Raw genomic sequence first — 15545 nt, 5'->3', positions numbered from 1 at the left:
AGGCCGCACGCATGCTGTCAAAATGGCCGCATGCTTAGGGTGGTCCGTTCTCGTACGCCGGCGTGGTTGCCGGCGTTGTTTTTTGCAGCCGTGGTCGCCCTGTCGGGGTGCAGCCTGCTGCCGAAGACCGACGCCGAGAACAGCAGCGAGACCGCGTCGACCTCGGTGAGCAGCGACACCCCGCGCTCCGGCGGCGAGGCCTTCGCCGTCGACATCGAGGCCCCGCGCGAGGTGCGCGACTACCTCGAGCGCCACCTCGAGATCCAGCGCTTTCGCGAACTCGACGACCTCGGCGCGGTCGAGATCTCGCGCCTGATGGTGGCGGCCGAAGCCAATGCGCGCGAGCTGCTGAACACCCTGGGCTACTTCACGCCCACGCTCACGCTCGAGCTGCGCGACACGCCCGGCGGCAAGGCCCCGCGCGAAGTGCACATCACGGTCGAGCCCGGTCCGCTCACCACCGTGAGCAAGGTGCAGATCGACTTCAGCGGCCCGATCGCCGAAGACCCGGGCAGCGAGGCCAGGCGCGATGCGCTGCGCAACGGCTGGAGCCTTCGCCCGGGCCAGGTCTTCAGCCAGCAGGGGTGGGACAGCGCCAAGACCGCCACGCTGCGCAGCCTCACGGCGCGCCGCTTCCCGACCGGCAGCATCCTCACGAGCCAGGCCAAGATCGACGCCGACCGCAGCGAGGCCGCGCTCGGCGTGACCTACGCTTCGGGGCCGGCCTACCGCTTCGGGCCGCTGGTGGTGAACGGCAACCAGCGCTACCCGGCCGACAGCATCCGCCGGCTCGCGCGCGTGCCGACCGGTGCCGAATACGACCAGCAGGCACTGCTTGATGCCCAACAGCGGCTCGCGAGCAGCGGCTACTTCGACTCGGTGTTCCTCACGCTCGACACCCGCGACACCGATCCGCAGGCCGCGCCCGTGATCGCGCAGGTGCGCGAGGCGCCCCTGCAGCGCGTGGTGCTCGGCGTCGGCTTCACCACCGACAGCGGCGCGCGGCTGTCGATCGACCATTCGCACAACGAGATCCCGGTGCTCGGCTGGCGCGCGGTGTCGCGGCTCACGCTCGACCGCGACGTGCAGTCGCTGGGCACCGAGTGGAACGCGATTCCCGACGACAACGGGTGGCGCTCCTTTACCTCGGCGCTGCTCAAGAGCGAGGTCTCGGGCAGCTACACGGTCGACAGCGGCCGGCTGCGCGGCGGCCGCAGCAAGAGCGCAGGCCACATCGACCGCAGCCTCTTCGTGCAGTACGACTACGCGACCAACCACGGCTTCAACCCGCCGCCCTCGGCCTCGGCCCTGAGCCTCAACTGGGGCTGGACCGGCCGCTACTTCGACAACCTGGCGGCGCCGACCCGCGGCCAGGGCGTGGCACTCGAGCTCGCGGGCGGCTACACGCTCAGCGGCGAGCAGCTGCCGTTCGCGCGCACCTACGTCCGGTGGGTCGGCTTCATCCCGGCCGGCAGGGTCGAGAACGCCGACCGCACGCAGTCGCGCAGTGCCCGCATCCAGCTGCGCGCCGAGGCCGGCGCCGTCACCGCGGCCGACCGGGCCCAGATTCCCTCCACGCTGAACTTCCTCACCGGCGGCGATACCACGGTGCGCGGCTATGGCTACCGCTCGATCGGTGCCATCAAGCCCGACGGCCAGGTCATCGCGGGCCGCTACCTCGGCGTCGCGAGCATCGAATACCTGCGGCCCTTCGTCTGGAACGGCAACCTCACCGCCTGGGACAGCACCACTTTCATCGACGTCGGCGGCGTGGCCGACAAGCCCGGCGACATGGAGGCCAAGGTCGGTGTCGGCGTCGGGGCGCGCTGGGCCAGTCCGATCGGCCCGGTGCAGATGGACCTGGCCTACGGCATCGACGACCGCAAGTTCCGCCTCCACGTGCGGCTGGGCTTCACCTTCTGACCGGGTCCCCGATGAGCAGCAGCACCGAATCCCGACCCGATCCCACGCCGGAGGCACCCGCCGCAGTGCCGGCCCGGCGCTCGCGTACGCGGCGCGCGCTGCGGGCGCTCGCCTGGACCTTCACGGGCCTGCTGGCGGCGCTGCTGCTGCTCGGCGCGGCGGCGTGGTGGTGGCTGGGCTCGGACCAGTCGCTGGCCTTCGCGCTCGCGCGCACCGCCCGCTACCTGCCGGCCGGCCAGACGCTCGAGAGCCGGGACGTCTCGGGCTCGCTGCGCGCGGGTGGCCGCATCGGCTGGCTGCGCTGGGAGAGCGAGAGCCTCGCGGTCGAGGTGCGCGATGCGCGCATCGGCTGGCGGCTCGCGCCGCTGCTGCAGCGCCGGGTCCAGCTCGGCGAGGTGCATGCGGCCCAGGTGTCGATCACGCAGCGTCCGCAGACCGAGAGCAAGCCGGTCGAGCCGCTCACCCAGATCGTGCTGCCCGTGGAAGTCGAGCTGCCGTTCAAGATCGACGACCTGCGCTGGACCGGACCGCCCGCGCTGCAGGCGACCGGGCTCGAAGGCAGCTACCGCTACCGCAACGACCACCACGAACTCGAGATCGCGGGCGTCGACATCGCCGACGGACACTACGGCGCGCAGCTGCGGCTGCAGGGGCCGGCGCCGATGGCGATCGATGCCTCGCTGAACGGCCGCGTGCGAGCGCTGCTGGCGCCCGAGCGCAACATCGACCTGCGCGCCGACGCCACCCTCCGTGGCACGCTGTCCGGCCCCGACGCGCAACTGGCCGTCGAGGCCGAGGTCAAGCCGGTCGAGGAAGGCGCCGAGCCGCCGATGCAGGGCCGGCTGCGCGCCAATCTCGCGCCCTGGCAGCCGCAGCCCGTGATCGACGCCCATGCCGAGCTGCAGAACCTCGACCTGGCCCGCCTCTGGCCCGAGGCGCCCGCCACACGGCTCAGTGGCGAGATCGACGCCGGCCCCGACAGCGCGGCCGGCGACAACGCCTGGAAGGCCAGCGCCAGCATCCGCAACACGCTGCCCGGTCCCTGGGACGAAGGCAGGCTGCCGGTCGAGCAGCTCGACCTGCGCGCCGGCTACGACGGCAGCACCTGGACCCTGCCGCAGGCCAGCGTGCGGGCCGGCGGGGGACGCATCGACGCCGAGGGCAGCTGGAGCCCCGCGCCGGCGCCGTGGAAGGTCGACGCCACGGTGCGCAACGTCAAGCCCGGTGCACTGCACACGCAGCTGGCCGGCGCGCCCGTGAGCGGCCGTATCCAGGCTTCGCAGGCCTCGCAGGCCGGCGACGCGATCCAGTTCGACATCGCGCTGCAGGCCGCGGGCGGTGTCGGCGCCCGCGGCGACCTGCAGGGGCTGCGGCTCGAGCGCGCACTCGCCAAGGGCCAGTGGCAGGGCCGCGTGCTCGACCTGCGCAGCCTGCGCGTCGAGGCCCAGGGTGCCAGCGTCGACGGGCGACTGCAGCTGCAGGTCGACGAGCAGGCCGCGAGCGGCCGGCTCAACCTCGTCATGCCCGGAGGCAGCGCGCTGGTCGACGGCCGCATCGCGCCGGCCAGCGGCAGCGGCGACCTCCAGGCCCGCGTCGAGGACGCGGCCGCGCTGCAGCGCTGGGTCGAGGGCCTGCCCGGGCTCGACTCGGCCTTCGCGGGCACGACGCTGCAAGGAAACGCGCGGCTCGACGCCAGCTGGCGCGGCGGCTGGCAGGCCGTCCAGCGGCGGTTGCAGGAGACCGGCGGGCCAGCGCCGCGCGGCGGCGCCGAGACCACGTTGCAAGCCACCCTCACGGTGCCGAAGCTCGAAATCAAGCCGGCAGCCGCAGCCGGCGCCACGGCCGCGCCGATTCTGCTGACCGGGGTGCGCGCCGAACTCGCGGGCAGCCTGGTCCAGGCGACGCTGAGCCTCAAGGGCGAGGCGCTGGTCCAGGGCCGCAAGATCACGCTGGACACGCGCGCCAGTGGCGGCATCGAGCGCCTGAACCAGTGGAACCTGGCGCTCGCGAGCCTCGAGGCCAGCCTGCTCGACACCACGCAGGCCGAGGCCAAGCCCTGGGTCCTGACCCTCGCCAGCCCGGTCAGCGCCAAGGTGCGCACGACGGCCGGCAGCGCCCCCCGGCTCGAGGTCGATGCCTCGGCGGCGAGTGCCACCTTGCGCGGCCCGGCGCCCGGCAGCGTCAAGATCGACTGGCAGCCGCTGCGCTACATCCGCAGCGGCACCGAGGCACAGCGCGCCTACCGGCTCACTTCCAAGGGCCGCCTGCAGGGCCTGCCGATGGCCTGGGCCGAGGTCCTGGGCGGCGGCGACGCCATGGCCAAGGCCGGCTTCAGCGGCGACCTGCTGTTCAACGGCGAATGGGATGTCGATGCCGGCGACACGCTGCGCGCCAAGGCGCGGCTGGTGCGCGAGAGCGGCGACCTGCGCGTGCAGGCCGGCGAGGCGGCGCTGGTCACGCGCATCCGCAGCCACGGCACAGGCACCGCGAGCGAACGCACCATGGACGCTGCCGGGCCGGGCACTGCCACGCCGGCCGGCTTGAAGCGCGCCGAACTCACGCTCGACGCCGAGGGCGACTCGGTGCGCGCCAACCTCGCTTGGGACAGCGAGCGCGCCGGCGAGATCCGCATCGAGGCCGGCACCCGCGTGCAGCAGCGCCAGGGCGGCTGGCAATGGGCGGGGGACGCGCCGCTGTCGGGACGCGTCTCGGCGCGGATGCCGAACCTCGGCGTCTGGTCGATCCTCGCGCCGCCGGGCTGGCGCATGGCCGGCACGCTCGAGGCCAACGCCACGCTCTCGGGCAGCCGCGACGAGCCGCGCTGGAACGGCACGCTGGCGGCCGACCAGCTCGCGCTGCGCGCACTGGTCGAAGGCCTGGACCTGCGCGACGGCCGGCTGCGCGCCACGCTGTCGGGCAACCGGGTCGAGGTCACCGAATTCACGCTCAAGGGCGGCGCCGGCGCGCAGACGCGCATCCCGGGCCAGAGCGGCAACCTCAGCACCGCCTCCAGCGAGGCCGCGCGGGGCGGCGGGTCGCTCGACGGCCGCGGCGAACTCTCCTGGGGCGCCACGCCCGCGGGCGCAGCCGCCGGCAGCGGCATCCGCATGTCGATGCAGGCCCAATTGCGCGCGCTGCGCGTGCTGGTGCGCGCCGACCGCCAGCTCACGCTCTCGGGCGACCTGCAGGCGCGTCTCGACAACGGGCAGTTCAGCCTGCGCGGCGATCTCAAGACCGACCGCGCCGTGATCATCCTGCCCGACGAGACCGCGCCGAGCCTGGGCAGCGACGTGGTGGTGCGCTCGGCGGCGATCGATCGCCAGGCGGCCGAGGAGGCAGCGCGGCGCACGGCGCTGAACCAGGCCGAGGTCGGACGCGCCCAGACCGCGAAGCCGCCCGACATCGCGGTGGACTTCGATCTCGGCACCGATTTCGCGGTGCAGGGCCGCGGCATCACGACCCGGCTCGCGGGCAAGCTCGCGATCAGCAGCAAGGCGCTCGATGCGCCGCCGCGCATCACGGGCGAGGTGCGCACGGTCAACGGCCAGTACCGCGCCTACGGGCAGCAGCTCACCATCGAGACCGGCGTGGCGCGCTTCAACGGGCCCTTCGACAACCCGCAACTCGACATCCTCGCGATCCGGCCGAACCTCTCGCAGCGCGTGGGGGTGCAGATCACGGGCACCGCGCAGTCGCCGCGCGTGCGGCTTTATTCCGAGCCCGCGCTGTCGGACCAGGAGACGCTGACCTGGCTCGTGCTTGGCCGCGCCTCGGCCACCAGCGGCGGCGAATCGGTGCTGCTGCAGCAGGCTGCGCTGGCACTGCTCGGTGGCATGGGCGGTTCGGGCGGCGGACTCGCGAGCCGCTTCGGCCTCGACGAGATCGGCTTCAAGGGGCCGGGCACCGGCGGCGACGTGCGCGAGTCGACCGTCACCGTCGGCAAGCGCGTGGCGCGCGACTTCTACATCACCTACGAAGCCAGCCTGGGCGGCACGCTCGGCACCTTCTTCATCTTCTACGACCTCACGCGACGGCTGACGCTGCGTGCCCAGGCCGGCCAGCAGAGCGCGATCGACCTGATCTACACGCTGCAGTTCGACTAGACGGCCGGGATCGGAGAGGCGGATCGAACTGGTAAAGTTCGGTCCCTCTCGTCTTCGTAGTTCAATGGATAGAACGGGGTCCTCCTAAGACTCAGATACAGGTTCGATTCCTGTCGAAGGCACCAGCAACGCCGAGCGCAGGCGTCGCCCGATCGATCCCTCGGAAGCCTCCCACGATGACCTCGCACCAGCGCCCGGGACCGGCTCGCCGCCTCGCAACGAGGCTCGGCGCAGCAGCCTTGTGCATTTCGGCGCTGCTCGTTGCCGCCGAGGTCCGGGCCCAGGACTGTGCCCAGGCGAGCCAGGATTTCAACGCGCTCAACGGCGCTCCGGTGCGCGACCGGCAGGCCATGGAGAGCGCGGCACGCGCCGTCAGGTCTGCCTGCGGGGAAGCGCCGGGCCAGGCGCCGCTGTCCGCGCCGTCCACGCTCGACGACGCACCGCGACGCCAGCCACCGGGTCCCTTCGTGCGCTGCGACCGTACGGGCTGCTTCGGCAGCGCCAACAACCTGCGCTACACCTACGTCGACGGCGGCAACCTGCAGGGCGCGGACGGCTCCTACTGCGTGCGCGGCGCCGACAGGCGCTATGCCTGCAACTGAGCTGCGCCGGCGCGTTCAGTCCGCCTGCCGCAAGGCCTCGACCAGCTCGGCCACGTTGGTCACCGACAGCTTTTCGTAGATCGACCGGATCTGGTTGCGGACCGTGGCCGGCGAACGGTCCAGCTCCTGCGCGATCTGCTTGTACGTGAGACCGCGGGCCAGCTGCTGCGCCACCATGCGTTCACGCGGACTGAGCTCGTCGGCTGGAGCCCGGGGCCGCGCCGCGAGAAACAGCAGCCCGTGCTCGGTGCCGTGCGCAAGCACCAGCTTGCGGCCCACGAAGCGGCCGTGCCCGCGCAGGAAATGATCGAGCACCTCCGGCGGCAGCGCACGGCCCGGCCAATCGTGCCACTCCTCGCGAAGCAGGCGCTCGAAGCCGGGGTCGGCGTGGTAGAGCACGCCCATCAGGTCGCCCATCGCGGCGCCGCGCCCGACGCGGTCGGCGGGCATCAGGCGATCGAGGTGCATCACGCGGTTCAGCGCCAGGGCCTGCATGAGATGCGGTGACAGCAGGGCCACGAGCTCGGTCTCGGCCGGCGTGTTCTGCCGCTCGGCATCGGCCCGGAACAGCGAGATCCACTCCATGAAGCGGGCCGAGGTGTCGTTGGCCATCGTGATGAGCATGTTGTTCTGCTCGTAGCGCTGGACGAAGTCGCGAAACGGCCGGCCCCGCTGATCGCCCCACCATGTCGCGGTGTTGAAGGCGCGCGTGCCGCGCGGCATGCCGAACAGGCTGGCCGCGGCCGTGTCCAGATGCTTGAACTCCTCGTAGTCGATCATCATCTGCGGCGATTTCTCGTGCAGATGCAGCGTGTGGACGTCGATGCCGCCCGGTGGCGCCGTGGCTGCCGTGCCCCACATCGCCGAATCGAAGAACACGATCGGCTTGACCAGGTTCAGCGCCTGGTCCTGGAACAGGTGCAGCGGCTGCTCGCGCGACAGCCGGTACAGGCGCAGCAGCAGCTCGCCGAAGTCGCTCAGGTGCGAAGGGGCCATCGGGACGCGCGTGTCGAATGGGCAAATGAAAAAGCCGCCCCGAAGGCGGCTTGATCGGCCGCAGCGCCCGTGGGCGCCGGCAGCATCGATTACTGCGGCGTGCCGCCTTGCGGGGCTGCCTTGCGATTCGGGCGCTTTTCGTTGCGCTTGGCTTCGCGTGCCTGGCCGGCCGCTGCCGACTTGCCGGTGCCGATGGCGCCGCCTTCGGGGGTGTTCAGGGTGTCGCCGCCTGCTGCCTTGACCTTGCCCTGGGGGCGTGCATCGACGCGGTCCTGGGCCCGGTCCTGCGACTTGCTGTTCGTGATGACGGAGCCCTCCGAAGAGCCTCCCTTGGGCGCTTGCGCGTAGGCACCGGCGGCGAAAAGACTGGCAATCAGGATGGCGAGAATCTTGTTCATTGGTTTTCCTCAAAGGTGGGAATAAGACGGGATTCCCCCGCTCGCGCGAGAGATCCGTCCGTCAGCATAAGCCGAATGGTCCTGAATCCGACCCACAATCGATCCGATGGAGCCCCTGGAGTCTCGAATTACATACACCTTGCCCCCGTCGACCGCTCCGCATGAGCTCGCGATCGTCATCGGCCGCTTCCAGCCTTTTCACGATGGACACCTGTCGGTCGTCCGCAAGGCGCTCGAGGTCGGCACCCGGGTGCTGGTGCTGATCGGCTCGGCCTTCACCGCGCGGACGCCGAGGCATCCCTTCGACTGGCAGGAACGCGCGGATGCCATCCGCACGGCCCTGCCCGCTGCCGATCGCGCCCGGGTCGCATTCGAGCCGCTGCGCGACCACTTCGACGAAGCCCGCTGGCTGGCCGAGGTACGCCGGGCAGCGACGCAGAGGCTGCCGCCCGCCGGGCCCGGCGCTGCGGCGAATTCGGTCGCCCTGGTCGGCCAGTTGCGCGACGCCACGCGCGACTACCTCGAGGCCTTTCCGGAATGGACGCCTTACCGCCTGCCGGAGGTGCCGGTGCGGCGCGCCAGCGAGATGCGCGATGCCTGGTTCGCTGCGCCCGAGGCCGCGCTGCACGCGCTCTCGGCGGAGATGCCGGCGTCGAGCATCGCGCTGCTGCGCAGCTGGAGCAGTCGGCCGCAGTTCGCCGAGCTGGCGCGCGAGGCCGAGCTCATGCGCGACTACCAGGCGACCTGGAAGGACGCGCCCTACCCGCCGGTGCTGGTGACCGTCGACTGCATCGTGAAGTGCAGCGACCACGTGCTGCTGATCACGCGCGGGCAGGCGCCCGGCAGAGGCATGCTCGCGGTGCCGGGCGGCTTCCTCGACCAGCGCGAAACCACGCGGCAGGCGGCCCTGCGGGAGCTCGAGGAAGAAACCCACCTGGACCTGCCGGCCGCGACCTTGCGCGCCTGCCTGCGCGCCAGCGACGTCTTCGACCGCCCCGACCGCAGCCAGCGCGGACGCACCATCACGCACGGCCACTTCTTCGACCTCGGGCAACGCCCGCTGCCGGCGCTGCGCGCCGACGACGATGCGCTGGCCGCCGAATGGGTGCCGATCGCCGAGGTGGCGGCGCGCGAGGACCGATTCATCGACGACCATTTCCAGATGCTCGACCACTACCTCGGCCTGCTCGACCGTCCACCGCTGTAGGCAAGGACCCACGAAGGTCCCTTGCATTGGCCGGCAGCCGCCGCGCCGGGTCTTCCCTATCGTGAACTCATCACTTCACCGGAGACCCTCATGAAAAGCATCATCCTCTGGCTCTGCGGCGTGCCGCTGGTCGTCATCATCGGGCTGAAGGTGTTCGGGATTCTCTGACACGAAGCAGACACTCGGTTTCCTCCTCCCGGCGCCCCTGGCGCCGTTGCACAGCGCCCCCCGGGGCGCTGTCTTTTTTTGGGGGGCACCTTGGTACCGGGTCGGACTCAGCGCAGCAATGGCTACCTGAGCTGCGCGCGCAGAGCCTGGATGTCGGCGTGCAGGCCGTGGGCCCACGCCCGCCGCTCGCGGCCGATCGAGTTCTGCGCTTCGCCATAGCGCACGATCGCCAGCAGCGGCGGCGCCTTCAGCGTCTTCCACAGCGAGCTCGCCAGGCTGTCGTCGCCCACGTAGCTGGGCGCGAAGCTGGTCTCGCCGGTGGCGGCATCGGCGAAGCGCAGCGCGGCCGGCTGCACCGGCGCACCGGCGGAGATGGCGGCCTGCAGCAGGTTGGCATGGAAGGGCAGCAAGCCGTGGCCGTCACCGGTCGTGCCTTCCGGGAAGACCGCGACCACGTCGCCCGCGCGCAGCGCCTCGGCCATGTGATGCACCACGCGCATCGCATCGCGCCGCCGTTCGCGCTCGATGTACAGCGTGCCGGCGCCGGTCGCCAGCGCGCCGATCACGGGCCAGTGCGCGACGCCCGCCTTGGACACGAACCGCACGTGACGCGCCGCGTGGATCGCCAGGATGTCGAGCCAGGAAAGGTGGTTGCACACCAGCAGCACCGGACCGTGCGCGGGCGGCGTGCCCAGCACCGTGAGTCGCACGCCGATCAGGTTGAGCATGCGTTCGGCCCATGCCTGCACGCAGCGCTCGCGCTCGGCCGGCGACAGGCTCGGGAAGCGGAAACGGATGGTCCACCAGCCGGAGAGCGCATGCGCGATCGCGCGCAGCAGCTTCCAGCAGGCCGCCAGCGTGCGCATCAGCCGTGAACCGGGCGGCCCGCCACCAGCGTGAAGCGGGCCCGGCCGCGCAGCGCATAGCCGCTGAACGGCGTGTGCTTGCCCTGGCTGCGGAGGTTCTCGGGCAGCACCTGCCACTCGTGCGCGGGATCGACCACGCAGAGGTCGGCCGCGCCGCCCACGGACAGCCGGCCCGCGCCCGCGGCGTCACCGGCAGCACCGAGCAGGCGGGCCGGCGCGGCGCTCACGGTCTCGATCGCGCGCAGCAGGCCGGCGCCGCTCTGTTCGCCCCACTGCAGCGCGAGCGGCAGCAGCAGTTCCAGGCCGGTGGCACCCGGCTCGCTCTCGGCGAAGGGCAGCGTCTTGGCATCGGCTTCGACCGGCGTGTGGTCGGACACCAGCGCGTCGATGGTGCCGTCGGCCAGCCCGGCCGACAGGGCATCGCGGTCGCGCTGCTGGCGCAGCGGCGGATTCAGGCGCGCACGGCTGTCGAAGAAGCCGATGTCGGTGTCGGCCAGGTGCAGCGAATTGATGCTGACGTCGCAGCTGATCGGCAGGCCCTCGGCCTTGGCGGCGCGCACCTGCGCCACGCCGGCCGCGCTCGACAGCCGGCACAGGTGGACGCGCGCGCCGGTGCTGCGCATCAGCTCGATGATCGTGAAGATCGCGATCGTCTCGGCCGACACCGGCACCCCCGAAAGCCCGAGCCGCGTGGCCAGCGGTCCGCTGGCCGCGACGCCCTTGCCGAGATCGCGCTCCTGCGGACGCAGCCACACCGTGTAGCCGAAGGTGCTCGCATAGAGCAGCGCGCGCTGCAGCACCTGCGTGTTGCCGAGCGGCACCTCGGCCTGGCCAAAGCCGATGCAGCCGGCCTCGGTCAGCTCGGCCATCTCGGTCAGCACCTCGCCGGCCAGGCCGCGCGTCAGCGCGCCGAGCGGGAACAGGCGCGCGCGCTGCATCTTCTCGGCCCGGAACTTGAGCATCTCGACCAGGCCCGGCTCGTCGAGCACCGGATCGGTATCGGGCGGGCAGACCAGGCTGGTGACGCCACCGGCCACCGCCGCCGCCATCTCGCTCTCGAGCATGCCCTCGTGCTCGTAGCCGGGCTCGCGCAGCCGCGCCGCAAGATCCACCAGTCCGGGCACCACGAGGCAGCCCTGCGCATCGAGCGTGCGCTCGGCGCGGAATTCGTCGGAGACATCGCCGATGGCCTGCACGACGCCGTCGGCGATCGCGATGTCGGCCTGGCGGTCGAGTTTCGAGGCCGGGTCGATCACCCGTCCGTTGACGATAAGGATGTTGCTCATGCTTCGTTACCCGCGACGATGCTCATGACCGCCATGCGCACGGCGATGCCGAAAGTGACCTGGGGCAGGATCACGCTCTGCCGGCCGTCGACCACGGCCGAGTCGATCTCGACGCCGCGGTTGATCGGCCCCGGATGCATCACGATCGCATCGGGCCTGGCGAGCTGCAGCTTCTCGGGCGTGAGGCCGAAGGTCTTGAAGAATTCCTGCGACGACGGCAGCAGCGCGCCGCTCATGCGCTCGTTCTGCAGCCGCAGCATGATGATCACGTCGCAATCCCTGATGCCCTCTTCGAGCGTGTGGCACACGCGCACGCCCATCTGCGCCATGTCGGCCGGCACCAGCGTCTTGGGGCCGACCACGCGCACCTCGGCGCAGCCCAGCGTGGTCAGGCCGTGGATGTCGGAGCGCGCCACGCGCGAATGCAGCACGTCGCCGACGATCGCCACCGTGAGGTTCGAGAAATCCTTCTTGTAGTGGCGGATCGTGTACATGTCGAGCAGCCCCTGCGTCGGGTGCGCATGGCGGCCGTCGCCGGCATTCACCACGTGCACGTGCGGCGCGACGTGCTGCGCGATAAGGTAGGGCGCGCCCGATTCGCTGTGGCGCACCACGAACAGGTCGGCCGCCATCGCGCTCAGGTTGGCGATGGTGTCGAGCAGCGATTCGCCCTTGGTCGCCGACGAGCGCGCGATGTCGAGGTTGATGACGTCGGCCGACAGCCGCTTGGCCGCGATCTCGAAGGTGGTGCGGGTGCGCGTGGAATTCTCGAAGAAGAGGTTGAACACGCTCTTGCCGCGCAAGAGCGGCACCTTCTTGACCTCGCGGTCGCTCACGCTCGTGAAGTTGGCCGCGGTGTCGAGGATGTGGGTGACGATGTCCTTGGGCAGGCCCTCGATCGACAGCAGGTGGATCAGCTCGCCGTTCCTGTTGAGCTGCGGATTGCGCTTGTAGAGCATTTCTTTACTTGCTTTCTTCGACCTGGAAGCTGAAGGCACCGCCGTCGCCGCGTGCCAGAGCCAGCGACTGCGTGGCCGGCAGCGCCAGGCTCTGGGCCGCGAAGTCGGCCGCCACGGGCAGTTCGCGGCCGCCGCGGTCGATCAGCACCGCCAGCCGCACGCAGGCCGGGCGCCCGAAGTCGAACAGCTCGTTGAGCACCGCGCGGATCGTGCGGCCGGTGTAGAGCACGTCGTCGAGCAGCAGCACGTCGGCGCCGTTGACGTCGAAGGGCAGCGTGGTCTGGGCGCTGGCGCTGAGGCCGCGGCGCGCGAAGTCGTCGCGATGCATCGCCGACGAGATCACGCCCGGCGCGCCGGCCAGGCCGAGATCCTTGTGCAGCCGCTCGACCAGCCAGGCACCGCCCGAAGTGATGCCGACCAGCCGGGTGTCGGGGCCGAGCAGGGATTTCACGCCGCGCAGCAGCTCGAGATAGAGCGCCTCGGCGTCGGGGATCGTGTTCACGGAAGGCTCCTCAGGAACTGTTCAAGGATGATGCAGGCCGATGCGGCGTCGGCGTCGCGGGCACCGGCGGCCAGCGCCTCGGTGGTGCTGTAGCGCTCGTCGACCTCGTACACCGGCAGGCCGAAGCGGCCGTGCAGCTGGCGCGCGAAGCGCTGCGCGGTGCGGGTGTTGTCGTGCGGCGCGCCGTCGGGATGGAAGGGCACGCCGACCACCAGGGCATCGGGCTGCCATTCGCGGATGCGGGCCTCGACCTGCGCGAAGCGGGCGTCGCCCTCGGCCTTGATCGTGGCCTGCGGCGTGGCGCTGCGCAGCAGCCGGTTGCCGCTGGCGACGCCGGTGCGCTTCTGGCCGTAGTCGAAGGCCAGGAAGCTCTGGAAATGGGCGGGAACTGGAACGGGAACAGGAGCGCCGGCGGGCTGTGCCGAAGCGCTCATTGCAAGAACCTCGCGGCAGTCATGCGTGCCCCGCGTCCGGCGAGAGCGTCCAGGCCTCGAGCCCGAGCAGGCCGAGCGCCTTGTCGTAGCGCTGCTCGATCGGTGTGTCGAAGATGACGGCCGGGTCGGCGCCGACCGTGAGCCAGCTGTTCTCGGCCAGTTCGGACTCGAGCTGGCCCTCGCCCCAGGCCGCATAGCCCAGCGAGACCAGCACCTTGCGCGGGCCGGCGCCGGTGGCCAGGGCCTCCAGCACATCCTTGGAGGTCGTCATCTCGAGTCCGCCCGGGATGGTCATAGTCGAGGCATAGACCGATTCGTCGGGCTTGTCGCCCTGGGCGAACACGGGTTCGTGCAGCACGAAGCCGCGCTCGGTCTGCACCGGGCCGCCCTGGAACACCGGCGCGCTGCCGAGTTCGGGCCGGGTCAGGCGCAGCTCGATCTTCTCGAACAGCACGCCGAGGTTGATGTCGCTGGGCTTGTTGATCACCAGGCCGAGCGCGCCGCGCTCGCTGTGCTCGCAGAGATAGACCACGCTGCGGTTGAAAGCCTTGTCCTCGAGACCCGGCATCGCGATCAGAAAATGATGCGTGAGGTTCATGGGGGCAGAATCGAAGGCCATGCCGCCGATTTTACTGGCCGTCGACAAGATCTACCCGAAGGGCCTGATGTGGTTCCGCCGCGACCTGCGCGTGGACGACAACGCCGCGCTCTATCAGGCCCTGCGCAGCTGCCGGCAGGTGGTCTGCGTGTTCGTCTTCGACCGCGCGATCCTCGATCCGCTGCCGCGCGCCGACCGGCGCGTGGAGTTCATCCGCGACTCGGTGGCCGAACTGCAGGCCGAGCTGGAATCGCTGGGCGGGTCGCTTGTGGTGCGCCATGCCGACGCCTCGCACGAGCTCGCCGAACTGGCGCGCACGCTCGAGGCGCAGGCGGTGTTCGCCAACCGCGACGACGAGCCCGAGGCGCTTGACCGCGATGCCAAGGTCCTGGGCGCGCTGGCCAATGCGGGCGTCGCCTTCCACACCTTCAAGGACCAGGCGGTGTTCGACCGCGACGAACTGCTGACCCAGGCCGGCCAGCCCTACAGCGTCTTCACGCCGTACAAGCGCGCCTGGCTGGCCAAGGTCGATGCCTTCTTCCTCAAGGCCTACCCGGTGCGTACCTACGCCGATGCCCTCGCGCCGGCACCCAGGGCGCTGCAAACGCCGGTGCCGCGGCTGGCCGACCTCGGCTTCGAGACCACCAACCTCGGCGAACTCGAGATCCCGACCGGCAGCCAGGGCGGAGCGGCGCTGCTCGACGACTTCCTGCAGCGCATCGACCGCTACGACACGACCCGCGACTTTCCGTCGGTGCGGGGCCCCAGCTACCTCGGCGTGCACCTGCGCTTCGGCACGGTGTCGATCCGGCGGCTCGCGGGCCTGGCCCACACGCTCTCGCAGCAGGGCAGCGCGGGCGCAGCGACCTGGCTCGGCGAGCTGATCTGGCGCGACTTCTACTTCCAGATCCTGGCCCACCATCCGCGCGTCGCGCAGGGCGAAAGCTTCCGACCCGAATACGACAAGATCCAGTGGCACCACGGCAAGCATGCCGACCAGCAGTTCGACGCCTGGTGCCAGGGCCGCACAGGCTACCCGCTGGTCGATGCCGCGATGGCGCAGATCAACCAGACCGGCTACATGCACAACCGGCTCCGGATGGTGGTGGCGAGCTTCCTGTGCAAGGACCTGGGGCTCGACTGGCGGCGCGGCGAGCGCTACTTCGCGCAGCAGCTCAACGACTTCGAGCTGGCGTCGAACAACGGCGGCTGGCAGTGGGCCAGCTCGAGCGGCTGCGATGCCCAGCCCTACTTCCGGATCTTCAACCCGGTCACGCAGAGCGAGCGCTTCGATCCCGAGGGCAAGTTCATCCGCCGCTACCTGCCGCAGCTCGGGGAACTGTCGAACGCCGCGATCCACGCGCCATGGACCGCGCGCCCCCTCGAGCTCGAGGCCGCCGGCGTGGTGCTCGGCCAGACCTACCCCAAGCCCGTGGTCGACCACGCCGAGGCGCGCGAGCGCACGCTGCAGCGCTACGCCGTGGTCAAGGGCTGAAGGAAGAG

At 71.0% G+C, this 15545-nt stretch carries 14 protein-coding genes and 1 tRNA gene; 7 read left to right on the top strand and 8 right to left on the bottom strand.

Annotated features, from left to right (window positions below; all coding sequences use genetic code 11):
* The first annotated feature begins 30 nt into the window (after positions 1-30).
* From QTH87_RS07965 to QTH87_RS07950, 4 genes are all read left to right on the top strand, one after another.
* Positions 31-1923: an autotransporter assembly complex protein TamA gene (locus QTH87_RS07965; protein WP_286608344.1), complete on the top strand. Its 1893-nt coding sequence runs from the start codon at positions 31-33 to the stop codon at positions 1921-1923.
* Positions 1924-1934: 11 nt separating this feature from the next.
* The gene (locus tag QTH87_RS07960; RefSeq protein WP_286608343.1) at positions 1935-6026 is read left to right on the top strand and encodes a translocation/assembly module TamB domain-containing protein; all 4092 of its coding nucleotides are present in this window, start codon (positions 1935-1937) and stop codon (positions 6024-6026) included.
* Between the two features lie 50 nt (positions 6027-6076).
* Positions 6077-6151, top strand: a tRNA-Arg gene (locus tag QTH87_RS07955).
* Positions 6152-6202: 51 nt separating this feature from the next.
* Complete coding sequence (locus QTH87_RS07950) at positions 6203-6628, top strand: hypothetical protein (protein ID WP_286608341.1); 426 nt, start codon at positions 6203-6205, stop codon at positions 6626-6628.
* Between the two features lie 15 nt (positions 6629-6643).
* Here the strand turns inward: QTH87_RS07950 and QTH87_RS07945 are convergent, their stop codons facing one another.
* Both QTH87_RS07945 and QTH87_RS07940 read right to left on the bottom strand, forming a co-directional pair.
* A complete protein-coding gene (locus tag QTH87_RS07945; RefSeq protein WP_286608339.1) occupies positions 6644-7624 on the bottom strand; it encodes a helix-turn-helix transcriptional regulator in 981 nt (326 codons plus the stop codon).
* 89 nt (positions 7625-7713) lie between these two features.
* Positions 7714-8022: a cell envelope biogenesis protein TolA gene (locus QTH87_RS07940; RefSeq protein ID WP_286608337.1), complete on the bottom strand. Its 309-nt coding sequence runs from the start codon at positions 8020-8022 to the stop codon at positions 7714-7716.
* Positions 8023-8161: 139 nt separating this feature from the next.
* Here QTH87_RS07940 and QTH87_RS07935 point away from each other — a divergent pair, with 139 nt between their 5' ends.
* Together QTH87_RS07935 and QTH87_RS07930 are read left to right on the top strand one after the other, a co-directional pair.
* Positions 8162-9229, top strand: coding sequence for an NUDIX domain-containing protein (locus tag QTH87_RS07935; protein ID WP_286608335.1), 1068 nt, complete (start codon positions 8162-8164; stop codon positions 9227-9229).
* Between the two features lie 21 nt (positions 9230-9250).
* On the top strand, positions 9251-9397 hold the full coding sequence (locus QTH87_RS07930; protein ID WP_286608333.1) for a hypothetical protein: 147 nt from the start codon (positions 9251-9253) through the stop codon (positions 9395-9397).
* Positions 9398-9519: 122 nt separating this feature from the next.
* On the opposite strand, the gene QTH87_RS07925 is transcribed toward QTH87_RS07930, so the two are convergent.
* Genes QTH87_RS07925 through QTH87_RS07900 form a run of 6 tightly spaced genes read right to left on the bottom strand, consistent with a single transcriptional unit; the run spans position 9520 to position 14063 of the window.
* A complete protein-coding gene (locus tag QTH87_RS07925) occupies positions 9520-10263 on the bottom strand; it encodes a lysophospholipid acyltransferase family protein (protein ID WP_444812757.1) in 744 nt (247 codons plus the stop codon).
* Positions 10263-11549 (bottom strand): dihydroorotase, encoded by a 1287-nt coding sequence (locus QTH87_RS07920; RefSeq protein WP_286608332.1) that lies wholly within the window; start codon positions 11547-11549, stop codon positions 10263-10265. The genes QTH87_RS07925 and QTH87_RS07920 overlap by 1 nt, the downstream gene beginning before the upstream one ends.
* On the bottom strand, positions 11546-12508 hold the full coding sequence (locus tag QTH87_RS07915) for an aspartate carbamoyltransferase catalytic subunit (RefSeq protein WP_286608331.1): 963 nt from the start codon (positions 12506-12508) through the stop codon (positions 11546-11548). The genes QTH87_RS07920 and QTH87_RS07915 overlap by 4 nt, the downstream gene beginning before the upstream one ends.
* A 4-nt stretch (positions 12509-12512) precedes the next feature.
* A complete protein-coding gene (gene pyrR, locus QTH87_RS07910) occupies positions 12513-13010 on the bottom strand; it encodes a bifunctional pyr operon transcriptional regulator/uracil phosphoribosyltransferase PyrR (protein ID WP_286608330.1) in 498 nt (165 codons plus the stop codon).
* Complete coding sequence (ruvX, locus tag QTH87_RS07905; protein ID WP_286608329.1) at positions 13007-13444, bottom strand: Holliday junction resolvase RuvX; 438 nt, start codon at positions 13442-13444, stop codon at positions 13007-13009. Before ruvX ends, pyrR begins: the two co-directional genes overlap by 4 nt.
* Before the next feature lie 19 nt (positions 13445-13463).
* On the bottom strand, positions 13464-14063 hold the full coding sequence (locus QTH87_RS07900) for a YqgE/AlgH family protein (RefSeq protein WP_286608327.1): 600 nt from the start codon (positions 14061-14063) through the stop codon (positions 13464-13466).
* Here QTH87_RS07900 and QTH87_RS07895 point away from each other — a divergent pair.
* Positions 14062-15537, top strand: a complete 1476-nt coding sequence (locus QTH87_RS07895; protein ID WP_286608325.1) for a cryptochrome/photolyase family protein — start codon at positions 14062-14064, stop codon at positions 15535-15537. The genes QTH87_RS07900 and QTH87_RS07895 overlap by 2 nt on opposite strands.
* Positions 15538-15545 lie beyond the last annotated feature (8 nt).

It is taken from the genome of Variovorax jilinensis, from assembly GCF_030316885.1.
GTDB classification, from domain to species: Bacteria; Pseudomonadota; Gammaproteobacteria; order Burkholderiales; family Burkholderiaceae_C; genus Variovorax; species Variovorax jilinensis.
The sequence above is the reverse complement of the archived record's forward strand: the minus strand, read 5'-3'. Positions and strand labels throughout refer to the sequence as shown.

Bases quoted from the DNA above. Each gene is read 5' to 3' on its own strand.
- QTH87_RS07945 (WP_286608339.1), bottom strand. From the start codon at position 7,624: ATGGCCCCTTCGCACCTGAGCGACTTCGGCGAGCTGCTGCTGCGCCTG.
- QTH87_RS07920 (WP_286608332.1), bottom strand. From the start codon at position 11,549: ATGAGCAACATCCTTATCGTCAACGGACGGGTGATCGACCCGGCCTCG.
- QTH87_RS07960 (WP_286608343.1), top strand. From the start codon at position 1,935: ATGAGCAGCAGCACCGAATCCCGACCCGATCCCACGCCGGAGGCACCC.
- QTH87_RS07900 (WP_286608327.1), bottom strand. From the start codon at position 14,063: ATGGCCTTCGATTCTGCCCCCATGAACCTCACGCATCATTTTCTGATC.
- QTH87_RS07965 (WP_286608344.1), top strand. From the start codon at position 31: ATGCTTAGGGTGGTCCGTTCTCGTACGCCGGCGTGGTTGCCGGCGTTG.
- ruvX (WP_286608329.1), bottom strand. From the start codon at position 13,444: ATGAGCGCTTCGGCACAGCCCGCCGGCGCTCCTGTTCCCGTTCCAGTT.
- QTH87_RS07915 (WP_286608331.1), bottom strand. From the start codon at position 12,508: ATGCTCTACAAGCGCAATCCGCAGCTCAACAGGAACGGCGAGCTGATC.
- QTH87_RS07925 (WP_444812757.1), bottom strand. From the start codon at position 10,263: ATGCGCACGCTGGCGGCCTGCTGGAAGCTGCTGCGCGCGATCGCGCAT.
- QTH87_RS07895 (WP_286608325.1), top strand. From the start codon at position 14,062: ATGCCGCCGATTTTACTGGCCGTCGACAAGATCTACCCGAAGGGCCTG.
- QTH87_RS07950 (WP_286608341.1), top strand. From the start codon at position 6,203: ATGACCTCGCACCAGCGCCCGGGACCGGCTCGCCGCCTCGCAACGAGG.
- QTH87_RS07940 (WP_286608337.1), bottom strand. From the start codon at position 8,022: ATGAACAAGATTCTCGCCATCCTGATTGCCAGTCTTTTCGCCGCCGGT.